Raw genomic sequence first — 23,640 nt, forward strand, 5'->3', positions numbered from 1 at the left:
CCTCCGGGCGCTTCCCTTCGGTCTTGCGTTTCCGACTCTATCAGATCTTTTCTCGACCCGATTTCCTCGGTGCTTTCCAGGTTTCCGCTCTCGCGTTTCCCTTTCCGGCGGTTCCGACTCTATCAGATCCTTTCGGGCCTGATTCCCAGTCAGCGGGATTCGTCTTCGCGGCTGTTGGGCCGTTCCGACGAGTGAGACTTTAGCGGATTCCCCGGCTCCCGAGCCAATCGGGGGCCGCGTCCTTTCGAACGGGGATTCCTCATTCCGCGAATACGCATGCCAATGAAACGACGACAGGGCTACTGCGTCGAGTAGTGGTGAGTACCTGCGGATTGGCTGCCCGGGGACCGACCGGAGTCGGCGCTCACGTCGGACAACTCGGAGAACACTACGGTTCGGGCCCGGACGTGTCAACCGACGGGTGGGAGGCACTCCCGGGGCGTACCGTGGGGTGCATGACGACGCGTACGTGCAACCAGTTCTGGTGGGCCGCCTGACGGCGGCCGTCCTCACGTATGCACTCGACGGCCGCCGCTTCGGCGGCCGTTCGCGTTTCTCCCTCCTGGATCACCGAGGGGCGGCCGCCCGGGGCGGCGGTCACGACCAGGAGGTGGAGAGGGAATGACACGGGTCTTCAGCGGGGTCAAGCCGACCGGGCATCTGACGCTGGGGAACTACCTGGGGGCCGTCCGGCGGTGGGCCGAGGTGGACCAGTACGCGGCCGACGCCCTGTTCTGCGTCGTGGATCTGCACGCCCTGACCGTGGAGCACGATCCCGCGCGGGTGCGGCGGCTCAGCAGGCAGGCGGCGACGCTGTTGCTGGCGGCCGGGCTCGATCCGGAGCGATGCACCGTGTTCGTGCAGAGTCATGTGGACGAGCACGCGCGGTTGTCGTACGTGCTGGAGTGCGTGGCCACCGACGGTGAGATGCGGCGGATGATCCAGTACAAGGAGAAGGCCGCGCGGGAGCGGCGGCGGGGCGGGAGTGTGCGGCTGTCGCTGCTGACGTATCCCGTGCTGATGGCCGCGGACATCCTGGCCTACGGAGCCGGCGAGGTCCCGGTGGGGGACGATCAGCGGCAGCACGTGGAGCTCGCGCGGGATCTGGCCGTGCGGTTCAACCAGCGCTACGGGCACACGTTCGTGGTGCCGCGGGCCACGAACCCGGGGGTGGCCGCGCGCGTGATGAACTTGCAGGATCCGGCGTCCAAGATGGGCAAGAGCGACGATGCCGGGCCGGGGATCGTCTATCTGCTGGACGAGCCCGACGTGGTGCGGAAGAAGGTCGCGCGAGCGGTGACCGACAGCGGGCGGGAGGTCGTCTACGACCGGGAGGCCCGGCCGGGGATCGCCAACCTGCTGGACATTCTCGCGGCGTGCACCGGTGGGGAGCCCGAGTCGCTGAGTGGTGCGTACTCGTCCTACGGGGAGCTGAAGAGGGACACCGCCGAGGCGGTGCTCGAGGTGCTCCGGCCCTTGCGGGAGCGGCACAGGGAGCTGTGTGCCGACCCGGCGTACGTGGAGGGGGTGCTGCGGGACGGGGCGGAGCGGGCCCGGGGGATGGCCCGGCCGACGGTGGACGCCGCGTACCGGGCGATCGGGCTGCTGCCGCCGGTGGCCGAGGTACCCGGGGTCCGGGCCGGGGCCGTGTGAGGTGACCGCGGGCGGGGGCGGCCGTGCGGGCCGCCCCCTGCCGGTGGTCAGCTGTTGTTGCCGGAGGCCAGGGCGCGGCTGCGGTCGCGGGCGGCTTCGAGGGCGGCGATGAGGGCGGCCCGTACGCCGTGGTTCTCCAGCTCGCGGATGGCGTTGATCGTCGTGCCGGCCGGGGACGTGACGTTCTCGCGGAGCTTGACCGGGTGTTCGCCGCTGTCGCGGAGCATCGTCGCGGCGCCGATGGCGGACTGGACGATGAGGTCGTGGGCCTTGTCGCGGGGCAGGCCGAGGAGGATGCCGGCGTCGGTCATGGCCTCGACCAGGTAGAAGAAGTAGGCCGGGCCGGAGCCGGACAGGGCGGTGCAGGCGTCCTGCTGGGACTCGGGGACGCGGAGCGTCTTGCCGACGGCGCCGAAGATCTCCTCGGTGTGGGCGAGGTGGTCGGCGGTGGCGTGGGTGCCGGCGGAGATGACGGACATGGCCTCGTCGACGAGGGCGGGGGTGTTCGTCATGACGCGGACGACCGGGGTGCCGGGGGCCAGGCGTTCCTCGAAGTAGGCCGTGGGGATGCCGGCGGCGCCGCTGATGACCAGGCGGTCGGCGGGGACGTGGGGGGCGAGCTCGTCGAGGAGGGTGCCCATGTCCTGCGGCTTGACCGTGAGGATCAGGGTGTCGGCGGTCTTGGCGGCCTCGGCGTTGGTGACGGGGGTGACGCCGTAGCGGGTGCGGAGTTCTTCCGCCCGTTCCTGGCGGCGGGCGGTGACCAGGAGGTCGGCCGGGGTCCAGCCGGCGCGGATCACTCCGCTGAGCAGGGCTTCGCCGATCTTGCCGGTGCCGAGGACTGCGACTTTCTGGGTCATGGCTTTCGGTGCCCTCCGGGGGTTGCGCGTCGTCCGGGTTCATCCTCGCACCCGGGGGTGGTGGGGCGGGGTCGTGTCCGGTGGGCGGGATGCCGGCGGGCGGCCGCGCCGCTAGGCGGTCCGGCGCCTGAGAGTCGCCGCGCCGAGGGCCAGGACCAGCAGGGCGCAGCCCGCGACGATCAGGACGTCCCGGACGAAGGCGGCCGTCATGTCGGTGTGGCGGAGGACCTCGTTCATGCCGTCGACGGCGTAGGACATGGGGAGCACGCCGGAGAGGGTCTCCAGGGCCGGGTGCATCTCGTCGCGCGGGGTGAACAGGCCGCACAGGAGGAGCTGGGGGAAGATCACCGCCGGCATGAACTGGACCGCCTGGAACTCCGAGGCCGCGAAGGCCGAGACGAACAGGCCGAGGGCCGTGCCGAGGAGGGCGTCGAGCAGGGCCACCAGGAGCAGGAGCCAGGGACTGCCGGTGACGTCGAGGCCGAGGAGCCACAGTGCGAGGCCGGTGGCGAGGGCGGACTGGATGATCGCGAGGGTGCCGAAGGCGAGGGCGTATCCGGCGATGAGGTCGCCCTTGCCGAGGGGCATGGCGAGGAGGCGTTCGAGGGTGCCCGAGGTGCGTTCGCGCAGGGTGGCTATGGACGTCACCAGGAACATCGTGATCAGCGGGAAGATCCCGAGGAGGGACGCGCCGATGCTGTCGAAGGTGCGGGGGCTGCCGTCGAAGACGTAGCGCAGCAGGAGCAGCATCACGCACGGGACGAGGACGAGCAGCGCGATGGTGCGGGGGTCGTGGGTGAGCTGGCGCAGGACCCGGGCTGCGGTGGCGGTGGTGCGGGAGGCGCTGAGGGCCCGGGGCCGGGGGGTGGTCCGGGTGGAGGCGGTCGTGGTGGTCATCGGGTGGTCTCCTTCGCGCCTGCTGCCGCCCTGGCCTCGTCGACCAGGTGCAGGAAGGCCTCTTCGACCGTTTCGGCGCCGGTGCGGGTGCGCAGCGCCTCCGGGGTGTCTCCGCCGGCCTCCGGCCGGGAGGTTCCGCCGGCCAGGAGCTCGCCCTCGCGCATGAGGAGGAGGCGGTCGCAGCGCTCGGCCTCGTCCATGACGTGGGAGGAGACCAGGAGGGTCGCGCCGCGGCCGGCCGCGATGTCGTGGAAGAGGGCCCACAGGTCACGGCGCAGGACCGGGTCGAGGCCGACGGTCGGTTCGTCGAGGACCAGGAGTTCGGGGGTGCCGAGGAGGGCGACGGCCAGGGAGACGCGGCTGCGCTGGCCGCCGGAGAGGTTGCCGGCCAGGGCGTCGGCGTGGGTGGTGAGGTCGACGTCGGCGATGGCCCGGGTGACGTGCTCGTGGCGGCGGTCCGCGGCGGGGCGGCCGGGGTCGAGTATCGCGGCGAAGTAGTCGAGGTTCTGCCGGACGGTCAGGTCGTCGTAGACGGACGGGGCCTGGGTGACGTAGCCGATGCGGGTGCGCAGGGCGGGGTGCCCGGCGGGGTGGCCGAGGACGTCGAGGGTGCCGCTGACCTTCGCCTGCGTGCCGACGATCGCGCGCATGAGCGTGGACTTGCCGCAGCCGGAGGGGCCGAGGAGGCCGGTGATCCGTCCCCGCGGGACGGTGAAGGCGAGGTCGCGCAGGACGGTGCGGGGGCCTCGGGTGACGGTGAGGTGCTGCGCGCGGATCGCCGCCGGCTCACTGCCGGTGGCGGGGCGTGGTGGACCGGGAGCGTTATTCATCATGTGATGAATAATGCTCCGGACGAGAGGGTGCGTCAAGCGGCCGGTGACAGGTGGACGGCGTCCTGGCGAGCGGGAGGATCACTTCGGGGATCTCTTCCAGCTGGCCGTCCGGGAAGGCACGGAGCAGGTGCTCGCGTTCGGCGGGGGCGGGGTGGGCGGCAGCGGGGCGGGAGACCGCGCCGGCGCAGGGCACGAGGTGGACGACTGCACAGCCGGAGGGGGAGAGGTGGGCGGCTGTGCGGGCGGATGGAAGGGTGGGGACGGTTCGGTGAGAGGGCGCCGGGGGCGCGCGGCCGCCGCCGTGTCGTGTCCTGGCCCGTCGCGCGGTACCCCGCGGACTCACGGCCGTCAGGGCCGGCGCTTCTTCGACGGGTTGCCCGAGCGGCGGGTCGCGCGATTCTCGTACTGCCTGCGGGCCGACTCGTACTCGGCGCGGTGGAGTTTCTCGCCCGGGGCCTCGGTGAGGGAGCGGAAGAAGTAGGCGAGGAGGGAACCGACGAAGCCGATGGACAGGAGGCCGCGCAGGGAGGCCTGGCGGTCGGGGTCGGGGCGGCGCGTGAAGCCGTCCCAGGTGTGGCGGAAGGCCATCGCGCTGCAGACCGCGAACATGACGACCATCAGGAGTGAGACGAAGCCGCCGATCGCGGCGATCTGCAGGCCCTGGTAGGCGAGGCGGAGGACGACGCAGGCGGCGACGGCGCCGGCCAGGGAGCCGACGGCCACGGCGACGCGGCGGACGGCGTAACCGCTGTCGTGGTTCAGCCAGGTCGTGCCGAAGAACCGCAGGGGCTCGGGGCGGGGTCCCATCGCTCCGGCCGGGGAGCCCGCGGGGGCGGCACGGGTGCTGTCGTCTGCACTCACGGGTCGATTATGACCCGTGCCGTCCCGCGGGCTCCGGGCGGCTCAGCCGCAGCGCGGGGCGACGTAGCCGTCGCTGCCGGTGTTCACGTAGGCGTCCGAGACGTACTGACCGCTGCCGATGTTGTCCCAGATGTTCGTCGTGCCGTAGGTGCCGGTGATCGTCTGCCCGGGCGTCTGGCAGTAGATCGTCACCTGGGAGCCGACGGGCAGGTGGCGGACGATGCTGTACGAGGTGCTGGGCCCGCTGCGGACGGCGAGGCTGACGCCGGGTGCGACCGGGTAGGAGGGTGCGGCCTGCGCGGTGGCCGCGCCCACCATGAGCAGGGCTCCGGTGAGCCCGGCGAGCATGGCCGATCTGCGTTTCAGGGATGTCACGAGTCGTCCCGGTGGTAGTGGCGGGTCGGGTCAGGAGCAGCGCGGGCGGATGTAGCCGTCGCTGCCGGTGTTCACGTAGGCGTCCGAGACGTACTGGCCGTTGTCGATGTTGTCCCAGATGTTCGTCGTGCCGTACGGGCCCGTGACCGTGGTGCCGGGCGACTGGCAGTGGATCGCGACCTTGGCACCCTCGGGCAGGACGCGGACGACGGCGTAGTTGGTGCCCGGTCCGCTGCGGACGTTGAGACGGACGCCCGGCGCGACCGAGTAGTAGCGCAGAGCCGTGGTGACGGCTTCGGCCGTGACGGCCGCGGTCGTGACCGCTTCCGCCGTCCCGCCGGTGACCGTCTCTTCGGCACGGTCGACAGACATAAGAACCCTCCCCCGTTCGACCCCATGACTGCCATGGGGTCGCGTTGATTCCCCCGGATCACGCTCTGAAACACACGTGCGTGACGCGCACGCGGAGACTAGCAAGCCGCCTCTGTCCCGTACGAGTCATCGACTAGGCTCCGTGCGTCGCGCGCGGGGATGAAGAGCACGGGGGTGGTTCCATGGCGCCGCAGGGCAACGCCGGGGCGGGCGCGGAAGCGGAACTTCCCGAGTACGCCGGGCACTACCGGCTGGAGTCGACTCTGGGCTCCGGCGGCATGGGCGTGGTGCACCTCGCGCGGAGCACCTCGGGGATGAAGCTCGCGGTGAAGGTCGTGCACGCCGAGTTCGCCAGGGACCCGGAGTTCAGGGGGCGGTTCAGGCAGGAGGTGGCGGCCGCGCGGCAGGTCAGCGGTGCCTTCACCGCGTCCGTCGTCGATGCCGACTCGGAGGCCGAACGGCCGTGGATGGCCACCCTGTTCATTCCCGGGCCGACCTTGTCCGACCACGTGAAGCGGAACGGGGCGATGAGCACTGCCGAGTTGCGCCGCCTGATGGCCGGACTGGCCGAGGCGCTGCGCGACATCCACCGGGTCGGCGTGGTGCACCGGGATCTCAAGCCGAGCAACGTGCTCCTCGCCGAGGACGGGCCCAAGGTCATCGACTTCGGGATCTCCCGGCCGAAGGACAGCGAACTGCGCACCGAGACCGGGAAGTTGATCGGGACGCCGCCGTTCATGGCGCCGGAGCAGTTCCGGCGCCCCCGTGAGGTGGGGCCGGCCGCCGACGTCTTCGCGCTCGGGTCGGTGATGGTGCACGCGGCCACCGGGCGCGGGCCGTTCGACTCGGACAGCCCGTACGTCGTCGCCTACCAGGTCGTGCATGACGAGCCGGACCTGACCGGAGTGCCGGAGAGCCTCGCGCCCCTCGTGGAGCGGTGTCTGGCCAAGGAGCCCGAGGACCGGCCGACTCCGGACGAGTTGATGCGGGAGCTGCGGTCGGTGGCGGCCTCGTACGACACCCAGGCGTTCATACCGGCGCAGCGGACGGGGGACACGCCCGCGCCGGAGCCCGTCCCGGCTCCCGCACCGGATCCGGGGCCCCGGGGCACGGATCCGGGGCGGCGGTCCCGCAGGCGCCCGGGCCGGTGGCCGCTCGTCGGGACCGCGTTCCTCTGCCTGGCCGCGGCCGTCGCGCTGAGTTCGTTCTACGCGCGGGGAGGTGACGACCCGTCACCGGCGGGCGGTGGTGCGCCCCGCACCGCGGCGGCCGGGTTCGGCCCGTGGGAGACGGGGGCGCCGGAGGGGCGGGGTACGCCGCGGTGCTCGTACGGGGCGGGGGCGCTGGTCTGCGCGCGGACCGGCGGCGTCTTCGCGCTCGACCCGTCCGACGGACGTCGGCTGTGGCGGCACACCGGCGCCGCGGTGCTGGGCGGACGGCCCGTCGTCTCCGGTGGACTCGTGCAGCCCGAGCTGGAGCGGAGCACGCGCCTGGAGGCGTACGACCCCGGCTCGGGCAGGACGCGCTGGCGGCGGACGGTGCCGTCGTACAGCGGGCTGGCGCACGCGGGCGGCATGATCGTGCTCACGGGCGTCGACGGCACGGTCACCGGCGTGGACGGCGCCTCGGGACGGACCAGGTGGAGCCATCCGGTCCCGGGCCACCGGGCCGCGTACTTCACGTCGTTCGCGGGGGATCCGCTGGCCTATGGGACGAGCACGTCGGACGACGGGTCGAGCACCCGCGTCACCGCCATCGCCCCGGAGACCGGTGAGGTGCGCTGGGACGTACGGCTGGAGGGGTCGCTGCGGCCCGTCGGCACGGCCGGCGGATCGGTCTTTCTCGTTGCCGTCGACGCGGTCTACGGATCGGCGGAGGCCGTGGTGCGCTACACGCCGGACAGCGGAGCCGTCCGGCGGGTGGCGCTGCCCGTTCCGCTCGGCCAGCCCCAGGCCACGGTGCGCGGCGACCTCGTGTACCTCATGGGGGAAGGGGGGTCGCTGGCGGCCGTCGACATGAGCGAGCGGAGGCAGAAGTGGCGCCTGGAGACCGCGGTGACCCGGGGCTCCGCGCCGGTGGCCGACGGCCGGTACGTCTACTTCTCCGCCCCGGACGGCAGGCTGCTCGGCGTGGACGCGCGCGCGGGCCGGCTCCTGGGGCAGACATCCCCGCGGCTGGGCGGCGAGGCGGACCGGGTCGCCGCCGCGGTGCCCGCCCCCGTGCTCGCCCACTCCCGCCTGTACGCCACCGCGCCCGACGGCACCGTCTTCTCCGTCCCGGCGGGCGATCCCGCCGCCTGGTGACACGGACGAAGGGCCGCCCCCCGCAGGGAACGGCCCCTCACCTGGACCTGCCCGCCCGGATCAGCCCAGCTTCGACACGTCGCGCACGGCGCCCTTGTCCGCGCTGGTCGCCATCGCCGCGTAGGCGCGCAGGGCGGCGGAGACCTTGCGGTCGCGGTTCTTCGGGGCGTACCGGCCGTTCAGGGCCTGCTCGCGGCGGGCCAGCTCGGCGTCGTCGACCAGCAGGTCGATCGAGCGGCCCGGGATGTCGATGCGGATGCGGTCGCCGTCCTCGACCAGGGCGATGGTGCCCCCCGCGGCCGCCTCGGGCGAGGCGTGACCGATGGACAGGCCCGAGGTGCCGCCGGAGAAGCGGCCGTCGGTGACCAGCGCGCAGGACTTGCCCAGGCCGCGGCCCTTCAGGTACGAGGTCGGGTAGAGCATCTCCTGCATGCCGGGGCCGCCCTTGGGGCCCTCGTAGCGGATGACGACGACGTCGCCGTCCTTGACCTGCTGGGTGAGGATCTTCTGCACGGCCTCCTCCTGCGACTCGCAGACGACCGCCGGCCCCTCGAAGGTCCAGATGGACTCGTCGACGCCGGCCGTCTTCACGACGCAGCCGTCCACGGCCAGGTTGCCCTTGAGGACCGCCAGGCCGCCGTCCTTGGAGTAGGCGTGCTCGGCGGAGCGGATGCAGCCGCCCTCGGCGTCCTCGTCCAGCGCCTCCCAGCGCTCGGACTGGGAGAAGGCCTCGGCGGAGCGGACGCAGCCGGGGGCCGCGTGCCACAGCTCGACCGCCTCCGGGGACGGGGAGCCACCGCGCACGTCCCAGGTCTTCAGCCAGTCGGACAGGGACGGGCTGTGCACGGCGTGCACGTCCTCGTTGAGCAGGCCCGCGCGGTGCAGCTCGCCCAGCAGGGCCGGGATACCGCCCGCGCGGTGCACGTCCTCCATGTAGTACGTGCGGTCCTTGGCCACGTTCGGGGCGACCTTGGCCAGGCACGGCACCCGGCGGGAGACCTCGTCGATCTCCTCCAGGCCGAAGGGGACGCCCGCCTCCTGGGCGGCGGCCAGCAGGTGCAGGATCGTGTTGGTGGAGCCGCCCATGGCGATGTCGAGGGCCATGGCGTTCTGGAAGGCGGCGAAGGACGCCACGCTGCGCGGCAGGACCGACTCGTCGTCCTGCTCGTAGTAGCGGCGGGTGATGTCCATGACCGTCTTGGCCGCGTTCACGTACAGCTGCTTGCGGGCGGTGTGCGTGGCGAGGACCGACCCGTTGCCCGGCAGGGACAGGCCGATGGCCTCGGTCAGGCAGTTCATCGAGTTGGCGGTGAACATGCCGGAACAGGAGCCGCAGGTCGGGCAGGCGTTCTCCTCGATGCGGAGGATGTCCTCGTCCGAGATCTTGTCGTTCACGGCGTCGGAGATCGCGTCGACCAGGTCGAGCGTGCGGACCGTGCCGTCGACGAGCGTGGCCCGGCCGGACTCCATGGGCCCGCCGGAGACGAACACCGTGGGGATGTTCAGCCGCAGGGCCGCGTTGAGCATGCCCGGGGTGATCTTGTCGCAGTTGGAGATGCAGATCAGGGCGTCGGCGCAGTGGGCCTCGACCATGTACTCCACGCTGTCCGCGATCAGGTCGCGCGAGGGCAGGGAGTAGAGCATGCCGCCGTGGCCCATGGCGATGCCGTCGTCCACGGCGATGGTGTTGAACTCGCGCGGGATGCCGCCGGCCTCCCGGACGGCCTCGCTGACGATCCGTCCCACCGGGGCCAGGTGCGTGTGGCCGGGGACGAACTCCGTGAAGCTGTTGGCGACCGCGATGATCGGCTTGCGGCCGATGTCCGCACCCGGTACACCGGAGGCGCGCATCAGGGCGCGGGCGCCCGCCATGTTGCGGCCGTGGGTGACTGTGCGGGACCTCAGCTCGGGCATCGTCGCTCGCTCCTTCAGAGACTGCGTCAGAGGATTCGGAGATTTCTGACTGCTACCGAGCGTACGCCGCTCATCCAGTGGGCGGGACGGAGTGTCCGGAATGCGGGACGACCGTCTCGGCCGCGGACCGCTCAGGGCCTACGGATCGGTCAGGTGTCCCTGTACGACCGGGGCCAGCCGCTGGATGACCTGCTCCGGGTCCGCCGAGGCCAGCGGCTCGACCTTGATGACGTAGCGCAGGACCGCCGTGCCCACGAGCTGGGCGGCGGCCAGCTCGGCCCGCAGCTCCGCGTCGGGCAGCTCCAGCCGTACGGCGATGCGGCGCAGCACCTGGGTGGCGATGATCCGGCGGAAGACGGCGGCCGCGGTGTCGTTGGTGACCGCCGAGCGGACGATGGCGAGCAGGGGCGCGCGGGTCGCCGGGTTCTCCCAGACGCCGAAGAAGAAGCGGGCCAGCCGCTCCCCCACGCCGTCGAGCGGGCCCTCCTCGATGGCCCTGGGGGCCTGCAGGGCGGGTCCGAAGGACTGGGTGATCGCCGCTTCGAAGACCTGCTCCTTGGTGCCGAAGTAGTGGTGCACCAGGGCCGAGTCGACGCCGGCGGTCTTGGCGATGCCGCGCACGGACGTCTTCTCGTAGCCGCGCTCGGAGAACTCGTCGCGGGCGGCGGTGAGGATGCGGTCGCGGGTGCCGGCCGACTCCGTGCGCGGGGGGCGGCCGCGGCGGCGGGCGGCGGGGCCGGCCGGGCCGGTCATCGGCGTGGCACCTTCGCGGCCGAGGCCAGGTGGAGGCGGGTGAAGGCCAGGGCCTCGGCCAGGTCGGCCTCGCGCTCGGCGCTCGACATGGCACGGCGGGTGTTGACCTCGATGACGACGTGGCCGTCGAAGCCGGTCAGGGCGAGGCGCTCCAGCACCTCGGCGCAGGGCTGGGTGCCGCGGCCGGGCACCAGGTGCTCGTCCTTGGCGGAGCCGCGGCCGTCGGCGAGGTGGACGTGGCCCAGGCGGTCGCCCATGCGGTCGACCATGGCCAGCGCGTCGGAGCGGGCCGTCGCCGTGTGGCTGAGGTCGATCGTGAAGTGGCGGTAGTCGTCCTTGGTGACGTCCCAGTCGGGGGCGTAGGCGAGCATCTCGCGGTCGCGGTAGCGCCAGGGGTACATGTTCTCGACGGCGAACCGTACGTCCGTCTCGTTCGCCATGCGCCAGATCCCGGTGACGAAGTCCCGCGCGTACTGGCGCTGCCAGCGGAACGGGGGGTGGACGACGACCGTGCTCGCGTCGAGCTTCTCGGCCGCGGCGCGGGCCCGCTGGAGCTTGGTCCACGGGTCGGTGGACCACACGCGCTGCGTGATGAGCAGGCAGGGGGCGTGCACGGCCAGGATCGGGATGCGGTGGTAGTCGCTGAGTCTGCGCAGCGCCTCGATGTCCTGGCTGACCGGGTCGGTCCAGACCATGACCTCGACCCCGTCGTAGCCGAGGCGCGCGGCGATCTCGAAGGCCGTGGCCGTCGACTCCGGGTAGACCGAGGCCGTCGAGAGGGCGACCTTCGCGTCCGGGATCTTCACGGCTGGCTCTGCCATGCAGGACAGGTTACGGGGTGGGACGGGCAGCTCGTGGGGTGCCTATTCGCCGTTGTGGTGTTTGCCACGTGCCGGGCCCGTGCGGCCTGCTCCCCTCACGCGGACTCCATGTGATCGAGCCGGCGCAGGATCACGCCCTCCCGCAGCGCCCACGGGCAGATCTCCACCCGCTCCACGCCGAACAGGTCCATCGCCGCCTCGGCTACCAGGGCACCGGCCAGCAGCTGGCCCGCCCGGCCCTCCGAGACGCCGGGCAGCTCGGCCCGTTCCCGCGTGGTCATGCCGGACAGCTTCGGCACCCAGCTCTCCACGGACTCCCGCTTGAGCTCGCGCTGCACGTAGGGGCCCTCGGCGGAGCGGGCCGCGCCGGCCATGCGGGCCAGCTGTTTGAAGGTCTTGGACGTGGCGACGACGTGGTCGGGGGCGCCGAGGCGGCTGAACTCGCCGACCGTGCGGGCGATCTCGGTGCGGACGTGGCGGCGCAGGGCGCGGACGTCGTCCGGGGCGGGCGGGTCGCCGGGCAGCCAGCCGGCGGTGAGGCGCCCGGCGCCCAGGGGCAGGGAGGCGGCCGCGTCGGGCTCCTCGTCCATGCCGTAGGCGACCTCCAGGGAGCCGCCGCCGATGTCCAGGACCAGCAGCTTCCCGGCCGACCAGCCGTACCAGCGGCGGGCCGCGAGGAAGGTCAGGCGCGCCTCCTCCTCACCGGTGAGGACCTGGAGCTCGACGCCGGTCTCGGCGCGCACGCGCGCGAGGACCTGGTCGGCGTTGCGGGCCTCCCGGACGGCGGAGGTCGCGAACGGCAGCAGGTCTTCGACGCCCTTGTCCTCGGCGGCCTGAAGCGCGTCGTGGACGACCGCCACGAGCCGGTCGACGCCGGCGGGACCGATGGCGCCGTCGTCGTCGAGGAGCTGGGCGAGGCGCAGTTCCGCCTTGTGCGAGTGCGCGGGCAGCGGGCACGCGCCGGGGTGCGCGTCCACCACGAGCAGATGCACCGTGTTCGAACCCACGTCGAGGACACCGAGTCTCATGTACGGAACGCTACTGCCAGCGGGGCCGTACGCCGTCCTCGGTGCGGGGATGCGGCCCGTACCCTGGAGGCGTGCCAAAGACGAAAAAGGCCAAGCGCGACAAATCACCGGGCGTCGCGGTGTCCGACGAGCAGGGGCTCGACTTCGCCCGCGCGTGGGTGGAGTTTCCCGATCCGGCGGACGACGAGCAGGTGTTCCGCTGCGATCTGACATGGCTGACCTCTCGCTGGAACTGCATCTTCGGCAGCGGCTGCCAGGGCATCCAGGCCGGCCGCGCGGACGACGGGTGCTGCACGCTGGGTGCCCATTTCTCGGACGAGGACGACGAGAAGCGCGTCGCCGAGCACGTGGCCAGGCTCACGCCGGACATCTGGCAGCACCACGCCGAGGGCACGGCCAACGGCTGGGTCTCCGAGGACGAGGACGGCGACCGGCAGACCCGGCCCTTCCAGGGCTCGTGCATCTTCCAGAACCGGCCGGGCTTCCCGGGCGGCATGGGTTGCTCGCTGCACATCCTCGCCCTCAAGGAGGGCCGCGAGCCGCTGGAGACCAAGCCGGACGTGTGCTGGCAGCTGCCGGTGCGCCGGACGTACGAGTGGATCGACCGGCCCGACGACACGCGCGTGCTGCAGGTGTCGATCGGTGAGTACGACCGCCGCGGCTGGGGTCCGGGCGGGCACGACCTGCACTGGTGGTGCACCTCGGCGACCTCGGCGCACGGCGCGGGCGAGCCGGTCTACGTCTCCTACCGGCCCGAGCTGATCGAGCTGATGGGCAAGGCCGGCTACGACCGGCTGGTCGAGCTGTGCGAGGAGCGCCTGGCCTCGCAGCTGCCGCTCCTCGCGCCGCACCCCGCCGACCCGGCGGTCTGAGCGGCCGGACCCCAGGGGGTGTCCGCGACGTCGCGTCGTCCTCCCGGAGGGCGTGCGGGACGTCGCGGACACCCCCTACGACGTGGCCGGGCTCGGGTCGCCGCTGCCGGAGGGCGGTGGTTCCGAGCCGGTCGGGTCGGTGGGCTCCGGGTCCGTCGGCGTGGGCGTGGGGTCCGGGTCGGGCGACGGGGGCGGGGTGGTCGGTGTCGGGTCCGGGGCGGACGTCGTGGGCGCCGGGTCGGGCCGGGTCGTGGGCGGCTGGGCCGGGCTGCTGGGGCGGGGTCCGGGGCGGGAGGGGCCGGGCGCGCTGCCGTAGCCCTCGATGTGGACGACGGCTCCGACGGGGGCGACGGCCACCTGCGCGTGCCAGGGGCCGGCGGGCTCCCGCAGGTGGTCGACGTACACCTTGATCGTCAACGACTCGCCGGGGCCGAGCGTTCCCGAGGACTGGCTGAGGTAGAGCCAGTGGGCGCCGGTGGACGCGGACCAGCGGACCGGGGCCTCACCCGTGGCGGTGAGGGTGATGAGCGTGGTGTCGCCGCGGTTGTCCGCGGTGACCTCCAGGGTGGTCGCGCGGCCGGCGCCCGCCACGCCGATCACCTCGACGGAGACGTCGGCCTTGCCGTCCTTGCCGAACCGGGGGCCGGGGCGGGTGCCGGCGTTGCCGGTGTTCTCGTAGCCGCCGCCCGCCATCTCGCCGTCCAGGCCGAACGGGTCGTCCGCCTCGCGCGCGGAGGCGCTGCGGCCGTCCTCGCCCTCGCCGACCGGGGTGCCCCGGTAGGCGGCCCACAGGGCGAGCACGGGGGCGGCGACGACGGTGGCGACGACGGTCGTGGTCACGGCACGGGCGCGCAGCCGGTCCCGGCGCGCGGCGTGGTCCTTGGGGTCGATCGGGAAGCCGCGCCGGTCGAAGCGGGGCGCGGCGCCCCGCGCGCGCGGGTGGTGGGCCATGGCGACGTGCAGGGCAGCGCGGGGTGCCGGCAGGACGGGCAGTTCGGCGGGGGTGACGCTGGTGCCGGGCCAGCGGCCGGGGGCGGCGCGCTCGGCGGCCCGGCGGCAGCGCGGGCAGTCGTCGACGTGCCGGACGAGCTCGCGGCGCAGGGCCGTGCCGAGCACCAGCCGGTCGTCGCCGACGAGGTGCGCGACGCTCGGACACGCCCCGGTCTCGACGACGGCGAGGGCGGCGCGCGTGCGTTCCACCTCGCAGGCGGCGGAGGCCAGCAGGTCGCGGGCGGCCGCCACGTCCATGCCGAGCACGGCGGCGACCTCGTGGGTGGAGAGGTGGTGGCGCACGGCCAGTTCGAGCGCCTCGCGCTGCTCCGGCGTGGTGCCGGCGGCCTCCGGCCAGGCCAGCAGGGCCAGTTCGCGGCGGCGCTGCTCCTGGACCTCCTCGGACGGGCCCGGGGCGTCCTGCCGGTCGGCGCGCTGCCGGCCGGCGCGGCCCGCCGCGTGGCTGCTCTGACGTTTCTGCTTGGCCTCGGCCAGCTTGCGCAGGCACGCCCAGCGGGCCAGCGCGTAGAGCCAGGCCCTGCGGTCCGCGGGCGTGTCGGGGAGGTGCCGGCCGCGGCGTTCGGCGAGGGCGAGGGCGTCGCCCAGGGCGGCGGTCGCCGCTTCGTGGTCGCACAGCACGGACAGGCAGTAGGTGAACAGGCCGTCCAGGTACGGCTCATAGCGCGCGGGCGGCCGCTGCGCCAGCGTGCGCGCCGCCCCGCGGTCACGCGCTTCCCGGTGCGCCCGATGCGCGCCGGCCGTGCGGGTCGAGCGGGTCGAGATCTCCGGAGAACTGCTCATCATTCGGCGACCGTAGGCGGCCGGAGAGGGCGCCTTCCGACGGCTTGAGCACATTTAATCCGTACGGGTGAAACGATCCCTCAAACGAGTACACGAACCACCGGTTCCGGTCCTGGCGGGGGGTGGCGGACCCCTGGCGCGCGGACGGCCGCCGCCGGCCGGGGCCCGCGTTGTCAGTGGCGGCGGCTACGGTTCGGTCCATGGCTGCCCGTACGAAATCCACCAAGGACCGTCCGTCCTACCGCTGCACGGAGTGCGGCTGGCAGACGGCGAAGTGGCTCGGCCGCTGCCCCGAGTGCCAGGCCTGGGGGACGATCGAGGAGTACGGCACGCCCGCGGTCCGTACGACGACGCCCGGGCGGGTCACCACCTCCGCCGTGCCCATCGGCCAGGTGGACGGCCGCCAGGCCGCAGCCCGCACCACCGGGGTGCCGGAGCTGGACCGCGTACTCGGCGGCGGACTGGTGCCCGGCGCGGTGGTGCTGGTCGCGGGCGAGCCCGGCGTCGGCAAGTCGACGCTGCTGCTGGACGTGGCGGCCAAGTCGGCGAGCGACGAGCACCGCACGCTGTACGTGACGGGCGAGGAGTCGGCGAGCCAGGTCCGGCTGCGCGCCGACCGCATCGGCGCCATCGACGACCACCTGTACCTGGCGGCGGAGACCGATCTCGCGGCCGTCCTGGGCCACTTGGACGCGGTGAAGCCGTCGTTGCTGATCCTGGACTCGGTGCAGACGGTGGCCTCACCGGAGATCGACGGCGCGCCCGGCGGCATGGCCCAGGTGCGCGAGGTCGCCGGTGCCCTGATCCGGGCCTCGAAGGAGCGCGGCATGTCCACGCTCCTGGTGGGCCACGTCACGAAGGACGGCGCGATCGCGGGCCCGCGCCTGCTGGAGCACCTGGTGGACGTCGTCCTGCACTTCGAGGGCGACCGGCACGCCCGCCTGCGGCTCGTCCGCGGCGTCAAGAACCGCTACGGCACCACGGACGAGGTCGGCTGCTTCGAACTGCACGACGAGGGCATCACGGGCCTCGCGGACCCGAGCGGACTTTTCCTGACACGTCGGGCCGAACCGGTCCCCGGCACCTGCCTGACCGTCACCCTGGAGGGCCGCCGCCCCCTGGTCGCCGAGGTGCAGGCGCTCACGGTCGACTCCCAGATCCCCTCCCCGCGCCGCACCACCTCGGGCCTGGAGACCTCCCGCGTCTCGATGATGCTGGCGGTGCTGGAACAGCGGGGCCGGATCAGCGCCTTGGGCAAAAGGGACATCTACTCCGCGACGGTCGGCGGCGTGAAGCTCTCGGAGCCCGCCGCGGACCTGGCGGTGGCCCTCGCCCTGGCCAGCGCGGCGAGTGACACACCTCTCCCCAAGAACCTGGTCGCGATCGGCGAGGTGGGCCTCGCGGGCGAGGTGAGACGCGTCACGGGCGTGCAGCGCCGCCTGGCCGAAGCCCACCGTCTGGGCTTCACGCACGCCCTGGTACCGGGCGATCCGGGGAAGGTCCCGGCGGGCATGAAGGTCCTGGAGGTCGCGGACATAGGGGACGCCCTGCGGGTCCTCCCGCGCTCCCGTCGCAGAGAGGCCCCACGGGACGAGGAGGGTCGCCGGTAGACTTTGCCCTGGTCTCGCCCGTCCGTGCGAACCGAGCGCGCGACACGGGGGCGCCCAGAACCTGCGACCGGAGGAGTGCAGTGGCAGCCAACGACCGGGCATCAGCTCCCGGAAAGTCCGGCGGGAGTGCCGGTACCGATGGCCTGATGCGCGCCTCCCTGAGCGCCGTGGCACCCGGCACCGCCCTCCGCGACGGCCTGGAGCGCGTGCTCCGCGGCAATACCGGCGGTCTCATCGTGCTCGGCTCCGACAAGACGGTCGAGGCGCTGTGCAGCGGCGGTTTCGTGCTGGACGTCGAGTTCACCGCGACCCGTCTGCGCGAGCTGTGCAAGCTGGACGGCGGCATCGTGCTGTCCTCGGACCTGTCGAAGATCCTGCGCGCGGGCGTGCAGCTGGTCCCGGACCCGACGATCCCCACGGAGGAGACGGGCACCCGGCACCGCACCGCGGACCGCGTCAGCAAGCAGGTCGGCTTCCCGGTCGTCTCGGTCTCCCAGTCGATGCGCCTGATCGCCCTGTACGTCGACGGCCAGCGCCGCGTCCTGGAGGACTCGGCGGCGATCCTGTCCCGCGCCAACCAGGCCCTGGCGACCCTGGAGCGCTACAAGCTCCGCCTCGACGAGGTCGCGGGCACGCTGTCCGCGCTGGAGATCGAGGACCTGGTGACCGTCCGGGACGTCTCGGCGGTCGCCCAGCGCCTGGAGATGGTCCGCCGCATCGCCACGGAGATCGCCGAGTACGTGGTGGAGCTCGGCACGGACGGCCGACTGCTCGCCCTCCAGCTGGACGAGCTGATCGCGGGGGTCGAGCCCGAGCGCGAGCTGGTCGTGCGGGACTACGTCCCCGAGCCCACGGCCAAGCGGTCCCGCACGGTCGACGAGGCCCTCGCCGAGCTCGACGCCCTCAGCCACGCCGAGCTCCTCGAACTGCCCACGGTGGCCCGGGCACTGGGCTACACGGGCTCCCCCGAGACGCTGGACTCGGCGGTGTCCCCGCGCGGCTTCCGGCTCCTGGCCAAGGTGCCGCGCCTGCCGGGCGCGATCATCGACCGCCTGGTGGAGCACTTCGGCGGCCTGCAGAAGCTGCTCGCCGCGAGCGTGGACGACCTGCAGACGGTGGACGGCGTGGGCGAGGCCCGGGCGCGCAGCGTGCGCGAAGGGCTGTCGCGGCTGGCGGAGTCGTCGATCCTGGAGCGGTACGTCTAGCGCGCGGGGCGCGGCGGAGCGCGAACGAACCGAGGGCGGCACCCGGCGCGGGTACCGCCCTCAGCCGTTCGGCCCGCGGCTTCAGCCGGCGAGCGGGTCCAGCCGGCGAGCGGGTTCAGTCGGCCGACAGCACGAACGACGTCTGCACCTTCGCGAAGCCCGGAGCCTTGGCTTCCACCAGGTAGGTGCCGGCCTTGGCCGAACCCGCCGGGGGCGTGGCGCACTTGGGGGCGCTGGGCTTGCGGTCCCACTTGACCATGTAGGTGATGTCGCTGCCCGCCGGCACCCGGAACAGCTGGTGCGCGGCCGCCTTGGGGCAGTCCTCGGAGGACCAGTAGTCGTCGTCACCGCTCGCCGGGGTGACCGTGAACACCGCGCTCTTCGGCCCGAGGTCGATCTTGCAGTCGCTGCCGGAGACGTTCCGCGCGGTCAGCAGGAACGTGGGCGTCTTCTCGGGGTCGTAGGTGTTGTGCCGGCTGCGCAAACTGAACTTGACCACGCTCGGGGTGCAGTTGGGCAGGCTGGAACCGGCCGGCAGCGTGTCGCCCGCGCCGACGCCGCCCACCGTGCCGCCGCCTCCGGCACCTCCGGCACCGCCCGACCCGGCGGAGCCGCCGGAGCCCTCGGAGCCGCCACCCGAGCCGCCGCCCGCGCCGTCACCGGAACCGTCGCCCGAGCCGTCACCGGACCCGGACGACGAGCCGCCCGAGCCCTCGTCGCCCGACTCGTCGCGCCCACCGGGCGCTTGGCTGATGGCCGGGCCCGAACTCGACGGGCCGGGCGTGATCGTCGTGAGCGAGGGCGCGGGATTCTTGCCGTTGGCGCCGTTGTCGCCGTCCTTGCCGCCCCCGCCGCTGGTCACGATCCAGGTGATCAGCAACGCCAACAGGGCGACCACAGACACGAGTACGACCCTCCGACGCCAGTAGATGGAGGAGGGAAGCGGCCCGACCGGATTGCGCAGAGATCCCACGGCGCAAACCTTACGAGAGAACGGCGCGTTCGCTTGTCCCACCCGCCGCTCGGGGCACAACTTTTCCGGATCATCATCCCGGAGAAGCGCCGCCCCACCCCTGCCTTTCGACGAGTTCGGCATCCATGATCGCGGAGCGTGACGGTTCCACTCCGCCACCTACCGTCCGTGACCACGCCCCGCGCCGGCATCGCGCTCCATCCGGCATCACCGACTTGGCCGCGGCACCCCGCCGCCATCGCGGCCCTTGCGCCTCCGGCGGTGCTCAAGTCCGTTGCTGCGGCGGAGCGTTCGCGCCGCGGCGGTCGAGGGTGCGTCCGCGTTCCCACACACGGCGACGACCCCGGGCGGGTCGACGTCCTGCTGGGCGCGTGCCCCCTGACGCGGCTCAGCGGCGCGCCGCGCGGCTCGTCGGCCCCCACCGTGCGCTGGGTGCCGGGGCCGGGCCGCCCGCCGGTCGTGCCGGTCCACTTCGGGGACGGAACGCGGCGCCCTCCGTCACCGCCCGGACGCCCTTGGACCCGTACGTCCGTACGCACGCGACGAGTTCACGGGAATCACCACCGCACTTCAGCGGGAAACGTCCGGGACGACGTCCTTGGCGGACAGCCGCCCGGCCTCGAAGCAGGGCCCGAAGTGGCGTACACAGACCGTCAGTTCGCCGCTCGCCCGGCAGGAGCGGCGGTCGGTTCCGGCGGGCGGCACGGGTTCGTCGTCCTCGCGCGGGACGCCGACGACGCGGTGCCGCCGGTCCGTGGCGTCGGCGGCGGCCGGGCACGGCCCAGCAGCAGCGTGCCCGTCATCACGAACCACCCGGGGGCCGGGTCGGCCCCCGACGAGCACGGTGCGCGCGGTGCCGAGGCAGGCGAGCGCGGTGAGGCACAGCGCGGCAGGACGCGTCCGGGCGGCTCGGAAGCGGCCGGGAACGCGAAGGCGATGGGAGGGACGCGGCCCGCCGGCCCGGCTGCGACGGCCGGCTCCGCCACGCCCGCGGCCCGATGCCACAGCGGGCCGCGGCCCGTTCAACCCGAGCCGGTCCGCGGTCAGGGCGCGCAGGGCGGTAAGGGCGGGCAGGGCGAGGGCCGCCCGGAGCGGGGCGATCCGGCGCCAGACGACCGGACGCGGGCGTTCCATGCGGCCCGACGCCACGGGCGCCGGGCCGGGCCGCACTGCCGACGATCGCCGGGCACCGGCCGGTACCGGCCCCCTCCGGCGGTGGCGGTGTGCCCGCGACGGCGCCTGTGCGTGGCACCATCGGAAGGCCATGACTGCTCCCACGAAACCCGCGCACCCCGCCCCCACCGAGACCCCCACCGAGACCCCCGCCGCCCCTCCCTCCGCATCCCCCGGCCCGGACCTGCACTCCCCCGTCATCGACTGGTTCGACGAGAACGCCCGCGACCTGCCCTGGCGGCGCCCCGAGGGTGGGCCGTGGGGCGTGATGGTCAGTGAGTTCATGCTCCAGCAGACGCCGGTGAGCCGCGTCCTGCCCGTCTACGAGCAGTGGCTGGCCCGCTGGCCGCGCCCCGCCGACCTGGCCCGGGAGGCGCCCGGCGAGGCCGTGCGCGCCTGGGGCCGGCTCGGCTACCCGCGCCGCGCCCTGCGGCTGCACGGCGCCGCCGTCGCGATAACGGAACGGCACGGCGGCGACGTCCCGGCCGACCACGCCCAGCTGCTGGCGCTGCCCGGCATCGGCGAGTACACGGCCGCCGCCGTCGCCTCCTTCGCCTACGGCCAGCGGCACCCCGTGCTGGACACGAACGTGCGCCGGGTCCTCGCCCGCGCGGTCACCGGCGTGCGGTACCCGCCCAACGCCACCACCGCCGCCGAACGCAAGCTCGCCCGCGCGCTGCTGCCCGACGACGAGGCGACCGCCGCGCGCTGGGCCGCCGCCTCCATGGAACTCGGCGCGCTGGTGTGCACGGCGAAGAGCGAGTCGTGCCACCGCTGCCCGATCGCCGCGCAGTGCGCGTGGCGGCTGGCGGGCAAGCCGGAGCACGACGGCCCGCCGCGCCGAGGCCAGACGTACGCGGGCACCGACCGGCAGGTGCGCGGGCGGCTGCTCGCCGTGCTGCGGGACGCGCCCGGACCGGTGCCGCAGGCGGCCCTCGACCGGGTGTGGCACGAACCCGTGCAGCGCGCCCGCGCCCTGGACGGGCTCGTCGCCGACGGTCTCGTGGAGCCGATGGCGGGCGGGCTGTACCGGCTGCCGCTGACCTGACGCACAGGAACGTCACAGGGGCCGCCCTGCCGTCACCGCCCTCCCGAGGGGTGCAAATCACCCCATACTCTCCCCAACGGGCCCTCGGTTTTACCCCGTTCCGACATCCGTTACACAACCGACGGACAGCCGAGCGCTGGCCGCAGGCTGCTTCGGACAGCGCCGTGACAACGCCTCCGTACCTTCAGATGCGTTCCGGCAGACACGGGACGACTGAGGACCACAGGCAGTGCACGGGCGGCGGGGAGCCGGCCCGGAACGGGGAAACGGGAGGCGGTTCACCATGGCGCAGGGCGAGGTGCTCGAGTTCGAGGAGTACGTCCGCACCCGGCAGGACGCGTTGCTGCGCAGCGCCCGCCGCCTGGTCCCGGACCCCACGGACGCCCAGGACCTGTTGCAGACGGCGCTGGTGCGGACGTACGGCCGGTGGGACACCATCGAGGACAAGCGCCTGGCCGACGCCTACCTGCGCCGGGTGATGATCAACACGCGGACGGAGTGGTGGCGGGCCCGCAAGCTGGAGGAGGTGCCGACCGAGCAGCTCCCGGACGCCTCGGTCGACGACTCCACCGAGCAGCACGCGGACCGCGCCCTGCTGATGGACATATTGAAGGTGCTCGCCCCGAAGCAGCGCAGTGTCGTGGTGCTGCGACACTGGGAGCAGATGTCCACGGAGGAGACGGCCGCCGCCCTCGGCATGTCGGCCGGAACGGTCAAGAGCACGCTGCACCGGGCGCTCGCCCGGCTCCGCGAGGAGCTGGAGTCCCGCGATCTGGACGCACGCGCGCTGGAGCGTGAGGAGCGGGAGCGGTGCGCGGCCTGACCGGCGAGGGTTCCGCGGGGAACCGGGGCGGCTTCCAGGCGGTGATCACGGCACTGGCCGTGTTCGCCGCCCTCGCCCTTTTCGCGTCCTCGTGTGCCGCGGGCGGCACCGGCGCCCGGGACGAGGGTCCGGCACACGCCGACTCGGTGTCGGGTGCCGCGGCCGCCACCCCGACCGCGGCGCCGTCGAAGACCCCCGACACCGTGAACGCGGTCAGGCTCGTCAAGGACGACCCGAAGGTCGCGCCGGAGGTCAAGCGGGAGCTGAAGCCGTGCGTGGCCGACGAGTACCCCGTGGACGTGTCCTACGGGAATCTGACCGGCGGCTCGGCCGACGACGTCGTCGTCAATGTGCTGACCTGCGGTGACGCGGTGGGTATGGGCAGTTACGTGTATCGCGAGCAGGACGGCTCGTACCAGAATGTGTTCAAGGCCGAGGAACCGCCGGTCTACGCGGAGATCGACCGCGGCGACCTGGTGGTGACCAAGCAGGTGTACGAGAAGGGCGACCCGGTGTCGAGCCCCTCCGGGGAGAACGTGATCACGTACCGGTGGTCGTCCGGCCGGTTCGACGAGGAGTACCGCACGCACAACGACTACGGGAAGGTCGTCGGCGACACGGCCTCGCCGGTACCCGCGAGCTGACGCCGCCGCGGGGTCGCGTGAACCGTTCGGGCGCGTCGGACCGATCACCCGGTGAACGCGGCGCCCGCCCCGCGCGTCCCAGCGAAGAGAACGCACCCCACGGACCACTAAGGACAGAGAGCACCGGGATGGCAGACCAGACCCACGTCCTGTTCGTCGAGGACGACGACGTCATCCGCGAGGCCACGCAGCTCGCCCTGGAACGGGACGGCTTCGCGGTCACCGCCAGGCCCGACGGGCTGTCGGGCCTGGAGGCGTTCCGCGCGGACCGCCCCGACATCGCGCTGCTGGACGTGATGGTCCCCGGCCTCGACGGGGTCAGCCTGTGCCGCCGCATCCGGGACGAGTCGACCGTGCCGGTGATCATGCTGTCGGCCCGGGCGGACTCCATCGACGTGGTGCTGGGCCTGGAGGCGGGCGCCGACGACTACGTGACCAAACCGTTCGACGGTGCCGTGCTGGTGGCCCGGATCCGCGCCGTGCTGCGGCGTTTCGGGCACGCGGGCGGAGGCCGCGCCGAGGAGCGGGCCGCCCCGGCCGACGGCGGGGTGCTCACCTTCGGGGACCTGGAGGTCGACACCGAGGGCATGGAGGTCCGCCGGGCCGGGCAGGCGGTGGCGCTGACGCCGACCGAGATGCGGCTGCTGCTGGAGTTCTCCTCGGCGCCGGGCACGGTGCTCTCCCGGGACAAGCTGCTGGAGCGGGTGTGGGACTACGGCTGGGGCGGGGACACCCGGGTCGTCGACGTGCACGTGCAGCGGCTGCGGCAGAAGATCGGCCAGGACCGGATCGAGACGGTCCGGGGTTTCGGCTACAAGTTGAAGGCCTGAG

The 23,640-nt window shown here is 73.3% G+C and carries 22 protein-coding genes; 9 read left to right on the forward strand and 13 right to left on the reverse strand.

Features of this window, described 5'->3' with window-relative positions:
* The first annotated feature begins 621 nt into the window (after positions 1–621).
* Entirely contained in the window at positions 622–1,653 is a 1,032-nt protein-coding gene (gene trpS / locus AC07DA_RS11100) for a tryptophan--tRNA ligase (RefSeq protein WP_479126743.1), read from the forward strand.
* Positions 1,654–1,700: 47 nt separating this feature from the next.
* Here trpS and proC read toward each other — a convergent pair whose 3' ends face one another.
* From proC to AC07DA_RS11130, 6 genes are all read right to left on the reverse strand, one after another.
* Complete coding sequence (gene proC / locus AC07DA_RS11105) at positions 1,701–2,513, reverse strand: pyrroline-5-carboxylate reductase (RefSeq protein WP_479126745.1); 813 nt, start codon at positions 2,511–2,513, stop codon at positions 1,701–1,703.
* A gap of 111 nt (positions 2,514–2,624) precedes the next feature.
* On the reverse strand, positions 2,625–3,410 hold the full coding sequence (locus AC07DA_RS11110; protein WP_479126747.1) for an ABC transporter permease: 786 nt from the start codon (positions 3,408–3,410) through the stop codon (positions 2,625–2,627).
* Positions 3,407–4,243: an ABC transporter ATP-binding protein gene (locus AC07DA_RS11115; protein ID WP_479126749.1), complete on the reverse strand. Its 837-nt coding sequence runs from the start codon at positions 4,241–4,243 to the stop codon at positions 3,407–3,409. The genes AC07DA_RS11110 and AC07DA_RS11115 overlap by 4 nt, the downstream gene beginning before the upstream one ends.
* A 348-nt stretch (positions 4,244–4,591) precedes the next feature.
* Entirely contained in the window at positions 4,592–5,050 is a 459-nt protein-coding gene (locus AC07DA_RS11120) for an EamA/RhaT family transporter (RefSeq protein WP_479127302.1), read from the reverse strand.
* A gap of 96 nt (positions 5,051–5,146) precedes the next feature.
* Entirely contained in the window at positions 5,147–5,452 is a 306-nt protein-coding gene (locus AC07DA_RS11125) for an SH3 domain-containing protein (protein WP_479127304.1), read from the reverse strand.
* 57 nt (positions 5,453–5,509) lie between these two features.
* Entirely contained in the window at positions 5,510–5,851 is a 342-nt protein-coding gene (locus AC07DA_RS11130; protein WP_479126751.1) for an SH3 domain-containing protein, read from the reverse strand.
* Positions 5,852–6,033: 182 nt separating this feature from the next.
* Here AC07DA_RS11130 and AC07DA_RS11135 point away from each other — a divergent pair, with 182 nt between their 5' ends.
* Positions 6,034–8,154 (forward strand): serine/threonine-protein kinase, encoded by a 2,121-nt coding sequence (locus AC07DA_RS11135; protein ID WP_479126753.1) that lies wholly within the window; start codon positions 6,034–6,036, stop codon positions 8,152–8,154.
* 60 nt (positions 8,155–8,214) lie between these two features.
* Here AC07DA_RS11135 and ilvD read toward each other — a convergent pair whose 3' ends face one another.
* From ilvD to AC07DA_RS11155, 4 genes are all read right to left on the reverse strand, one after another.
* The gene (gene ilvD, locus AC07DA_RS11140; RefSeq protein WP_479126755.1) at positions 8,215–10,068 is read right to left on the reverse strand and encodes a dihydroxy-acid dehydratase; all 1,854 of its coding nucleotides are present in this window, start codon (positions 10,066–10,068) and stop codon (positions 8,215–8,217) included.
* Positions 10,069–10,206: 138 nt separating this feature from the next.
* On the reverse strand, positions 10,207–10,821 hold the full coding sequence (locus tag AC07DA_RS11145) for a TetR/AcrR family transcriptional regulator (RefSeq protein ID WP_479126757.1): 615 nt from the start codon (positions 10,819–10,821) through the stop codon (positions 10,207–10,209).
* Positions 10,818–11,642: a sugar phosphate isomerase/epimerase family protein gene (locus AC07DA_RS11150; protein WP_309096665.1), complete on the reverse strand. Its 825-nt coding sequence runs from the start codon at positions 11,640–11,642 to the stop codon at positions 10,818–10,820. Before AC07DA_RS11150 ends, AC07DA_RS11145 begins: the two co-directional genes overlap by 4 nt.
* Positions 11,643–11,737: 95 nt before the next feature.
* Positions 11,738–12,670 carry a Ppx/GppA family phosphatase gene (locus AC07DA_RS11155; protein ID WP_479126760.1) on the reverse strand — a complete coding sequence of 311 codons (933 nt, stop codon included), beginning with the start codon at positions 12,668–12,670 and terminating at the stop codon, positions 11,738–11,740.
* Positions 12,671–12,741: 71 nt separating this feature from the next.
* Here AC07DA_RS11155 and AC07DA_RS11160 point away from each other — a divergent pair, with 71 nt between their 5' ends.
* Positions 12,742–13,542, forward strand: a complete 801-nt coding sequence (locus AC07DA_RS11160) for a DUF3109 family protein (protein WP_479126762.1) — start codon at positions 12,742–12,744, stop codon at positions 13,540–13,542.
* 75 nt (positions 13,543–13,617) lie between these two features.
* Here the strand turns inward: AC07DA_RS11160 and AC07DA_RS11165 are convergent, their stop codons facing one another.
* Complete coding sequence (locus AC07DA_RS11165; RefSeq protein WP_479126764.1) at positions 13,618–15,336, reverse strand: BACON domain-containing protein; 1,719 nt, start codon at positions 15,334–15,336, stop codon at positions 13,618–13,620.
* A 197-nt stretch (positions 15,337–15,533) separates the two neighbouring features.
* On the opposite strand from AC07DA_RS11165, the gene radA reads away from it, so the two are divergent.
* Together radA and disA are read left to right on the forward strand one after the other, a co-directional pair.
* Complete coding sequence (gene radA, locus AC07DA_RS11170) at positions 15,534–16,943, forward strand: DNA repair protein RadA (RefSeq protein WP_479126766.1); 1,410 nt, start codon at positions 15,534–15,536, stop codon at positions 16,941–16,943.
* A gap of 80 nt (positions 16,944–17,023) precedes the next feature.
* Entirely contained in the window at positions 17,024–18,148 is a 1,125-nt protein-coding gene (disA, locus tag AC07DA_RS11175) for a DNA integrity scanning diadenylate cyclase DisA (RefSeq protein ID WP_311689073.1), read from the forward strand.
* A 115-nt stretch (positions 18,149–18,263) separates the two neighbouring features.
* Here the strand turns inward: disA and AC07DA_RS11180 are convergent, their stop codons facing one another.
* Both AC07DA_RS11180 and AC07DA_RS11185 read right to left on the reverse strand, forming a co-directional pair.
* On the reverse strand, positions 18,264–19,121 hold the full coding sequence (locus AC07DA_RS11180) for a hypothetical protein (RefSeq protein ID WP_479126769.1): 858 nt from the start codon (positions 19,119–19,121) through the stop codon (positions 18,264–18,266).
* A gap of 570 nt (positions 19,122–19,691) precedes the next feature.
* Positions 19,692–19,934 carry a hypothetical protein gene (locus AC07DA_RS11185; RefSeq protein WP_479126771.1) on the reverse strand — a complete coding sequence of 81 codons (243 nt, stop codon included), beginning with the start codon at positions 19,932–19,934 and terminating at the stop codon, positions 19,692–19,694.
* A gap of 451 nt (positions 19,935–20,385) precedes the next feature.
* Between AC07DA_RS11185 and AC07DA_RS11190 the strand changes: the two genes are divergently transcribed.
* The 4 genes from AC07DA_RS11190 (at position 20,386) to cseB (ending at position 23,639) form a co-directional block, all read left to right on the forward strand.
* Entirely contained in the window at positions 20,386–21,342 is a 957-nt protein-coding gene (locus AC07DA_RS11190; RefSeq protein WP_479126773.1) for an HhH-GPD family protein, read from the forward strand.
* Between the two features lie 283 nt (positions 21,343–21,625).
* Positions 21,626–22,165, forward strand: coding sequence for a SigE family RNA polymerase sigma factor (locus AC07DA_RS11195; RefSeq protein WP_479126775.1), 540 nt, complete (start codon positions 21,626–21,628; stop codon positions 22,163–22,165).
* Positions 22,153–22,809 carry a hypothetical protein gene (locus tag AC07DA_RS11200; protein ID WP_479126777.1) on the forward strand — a complete coding sequence of 219 codons (657 nt, stop codon included), beginning with the start codon at positions 22,153–22,155 and terminating at the stop codon, positions 22,807–22,809. Before AC07DA_RS11195 ends, AC07DA_RS11200 begins: the two co-directional genes overlap by 13 nt.
* A gap of 128 nt (positions 22,810–22,937) precedes the next feature.
* Entirely contained in the window at positions 22,938–23,639 is a 702-nt protein-coding gene (gene cseB, locus AC07DA_RS11205; protein WP_479126779.1) for a two-component system response regulator CseB, read from the forward strand.
* The last annotated feature ends 1 nt before the right edge of the window (position 23,640 follow it).

The organism is Streptomyces sp. NPDC044921, assembly GCF_056432865.1.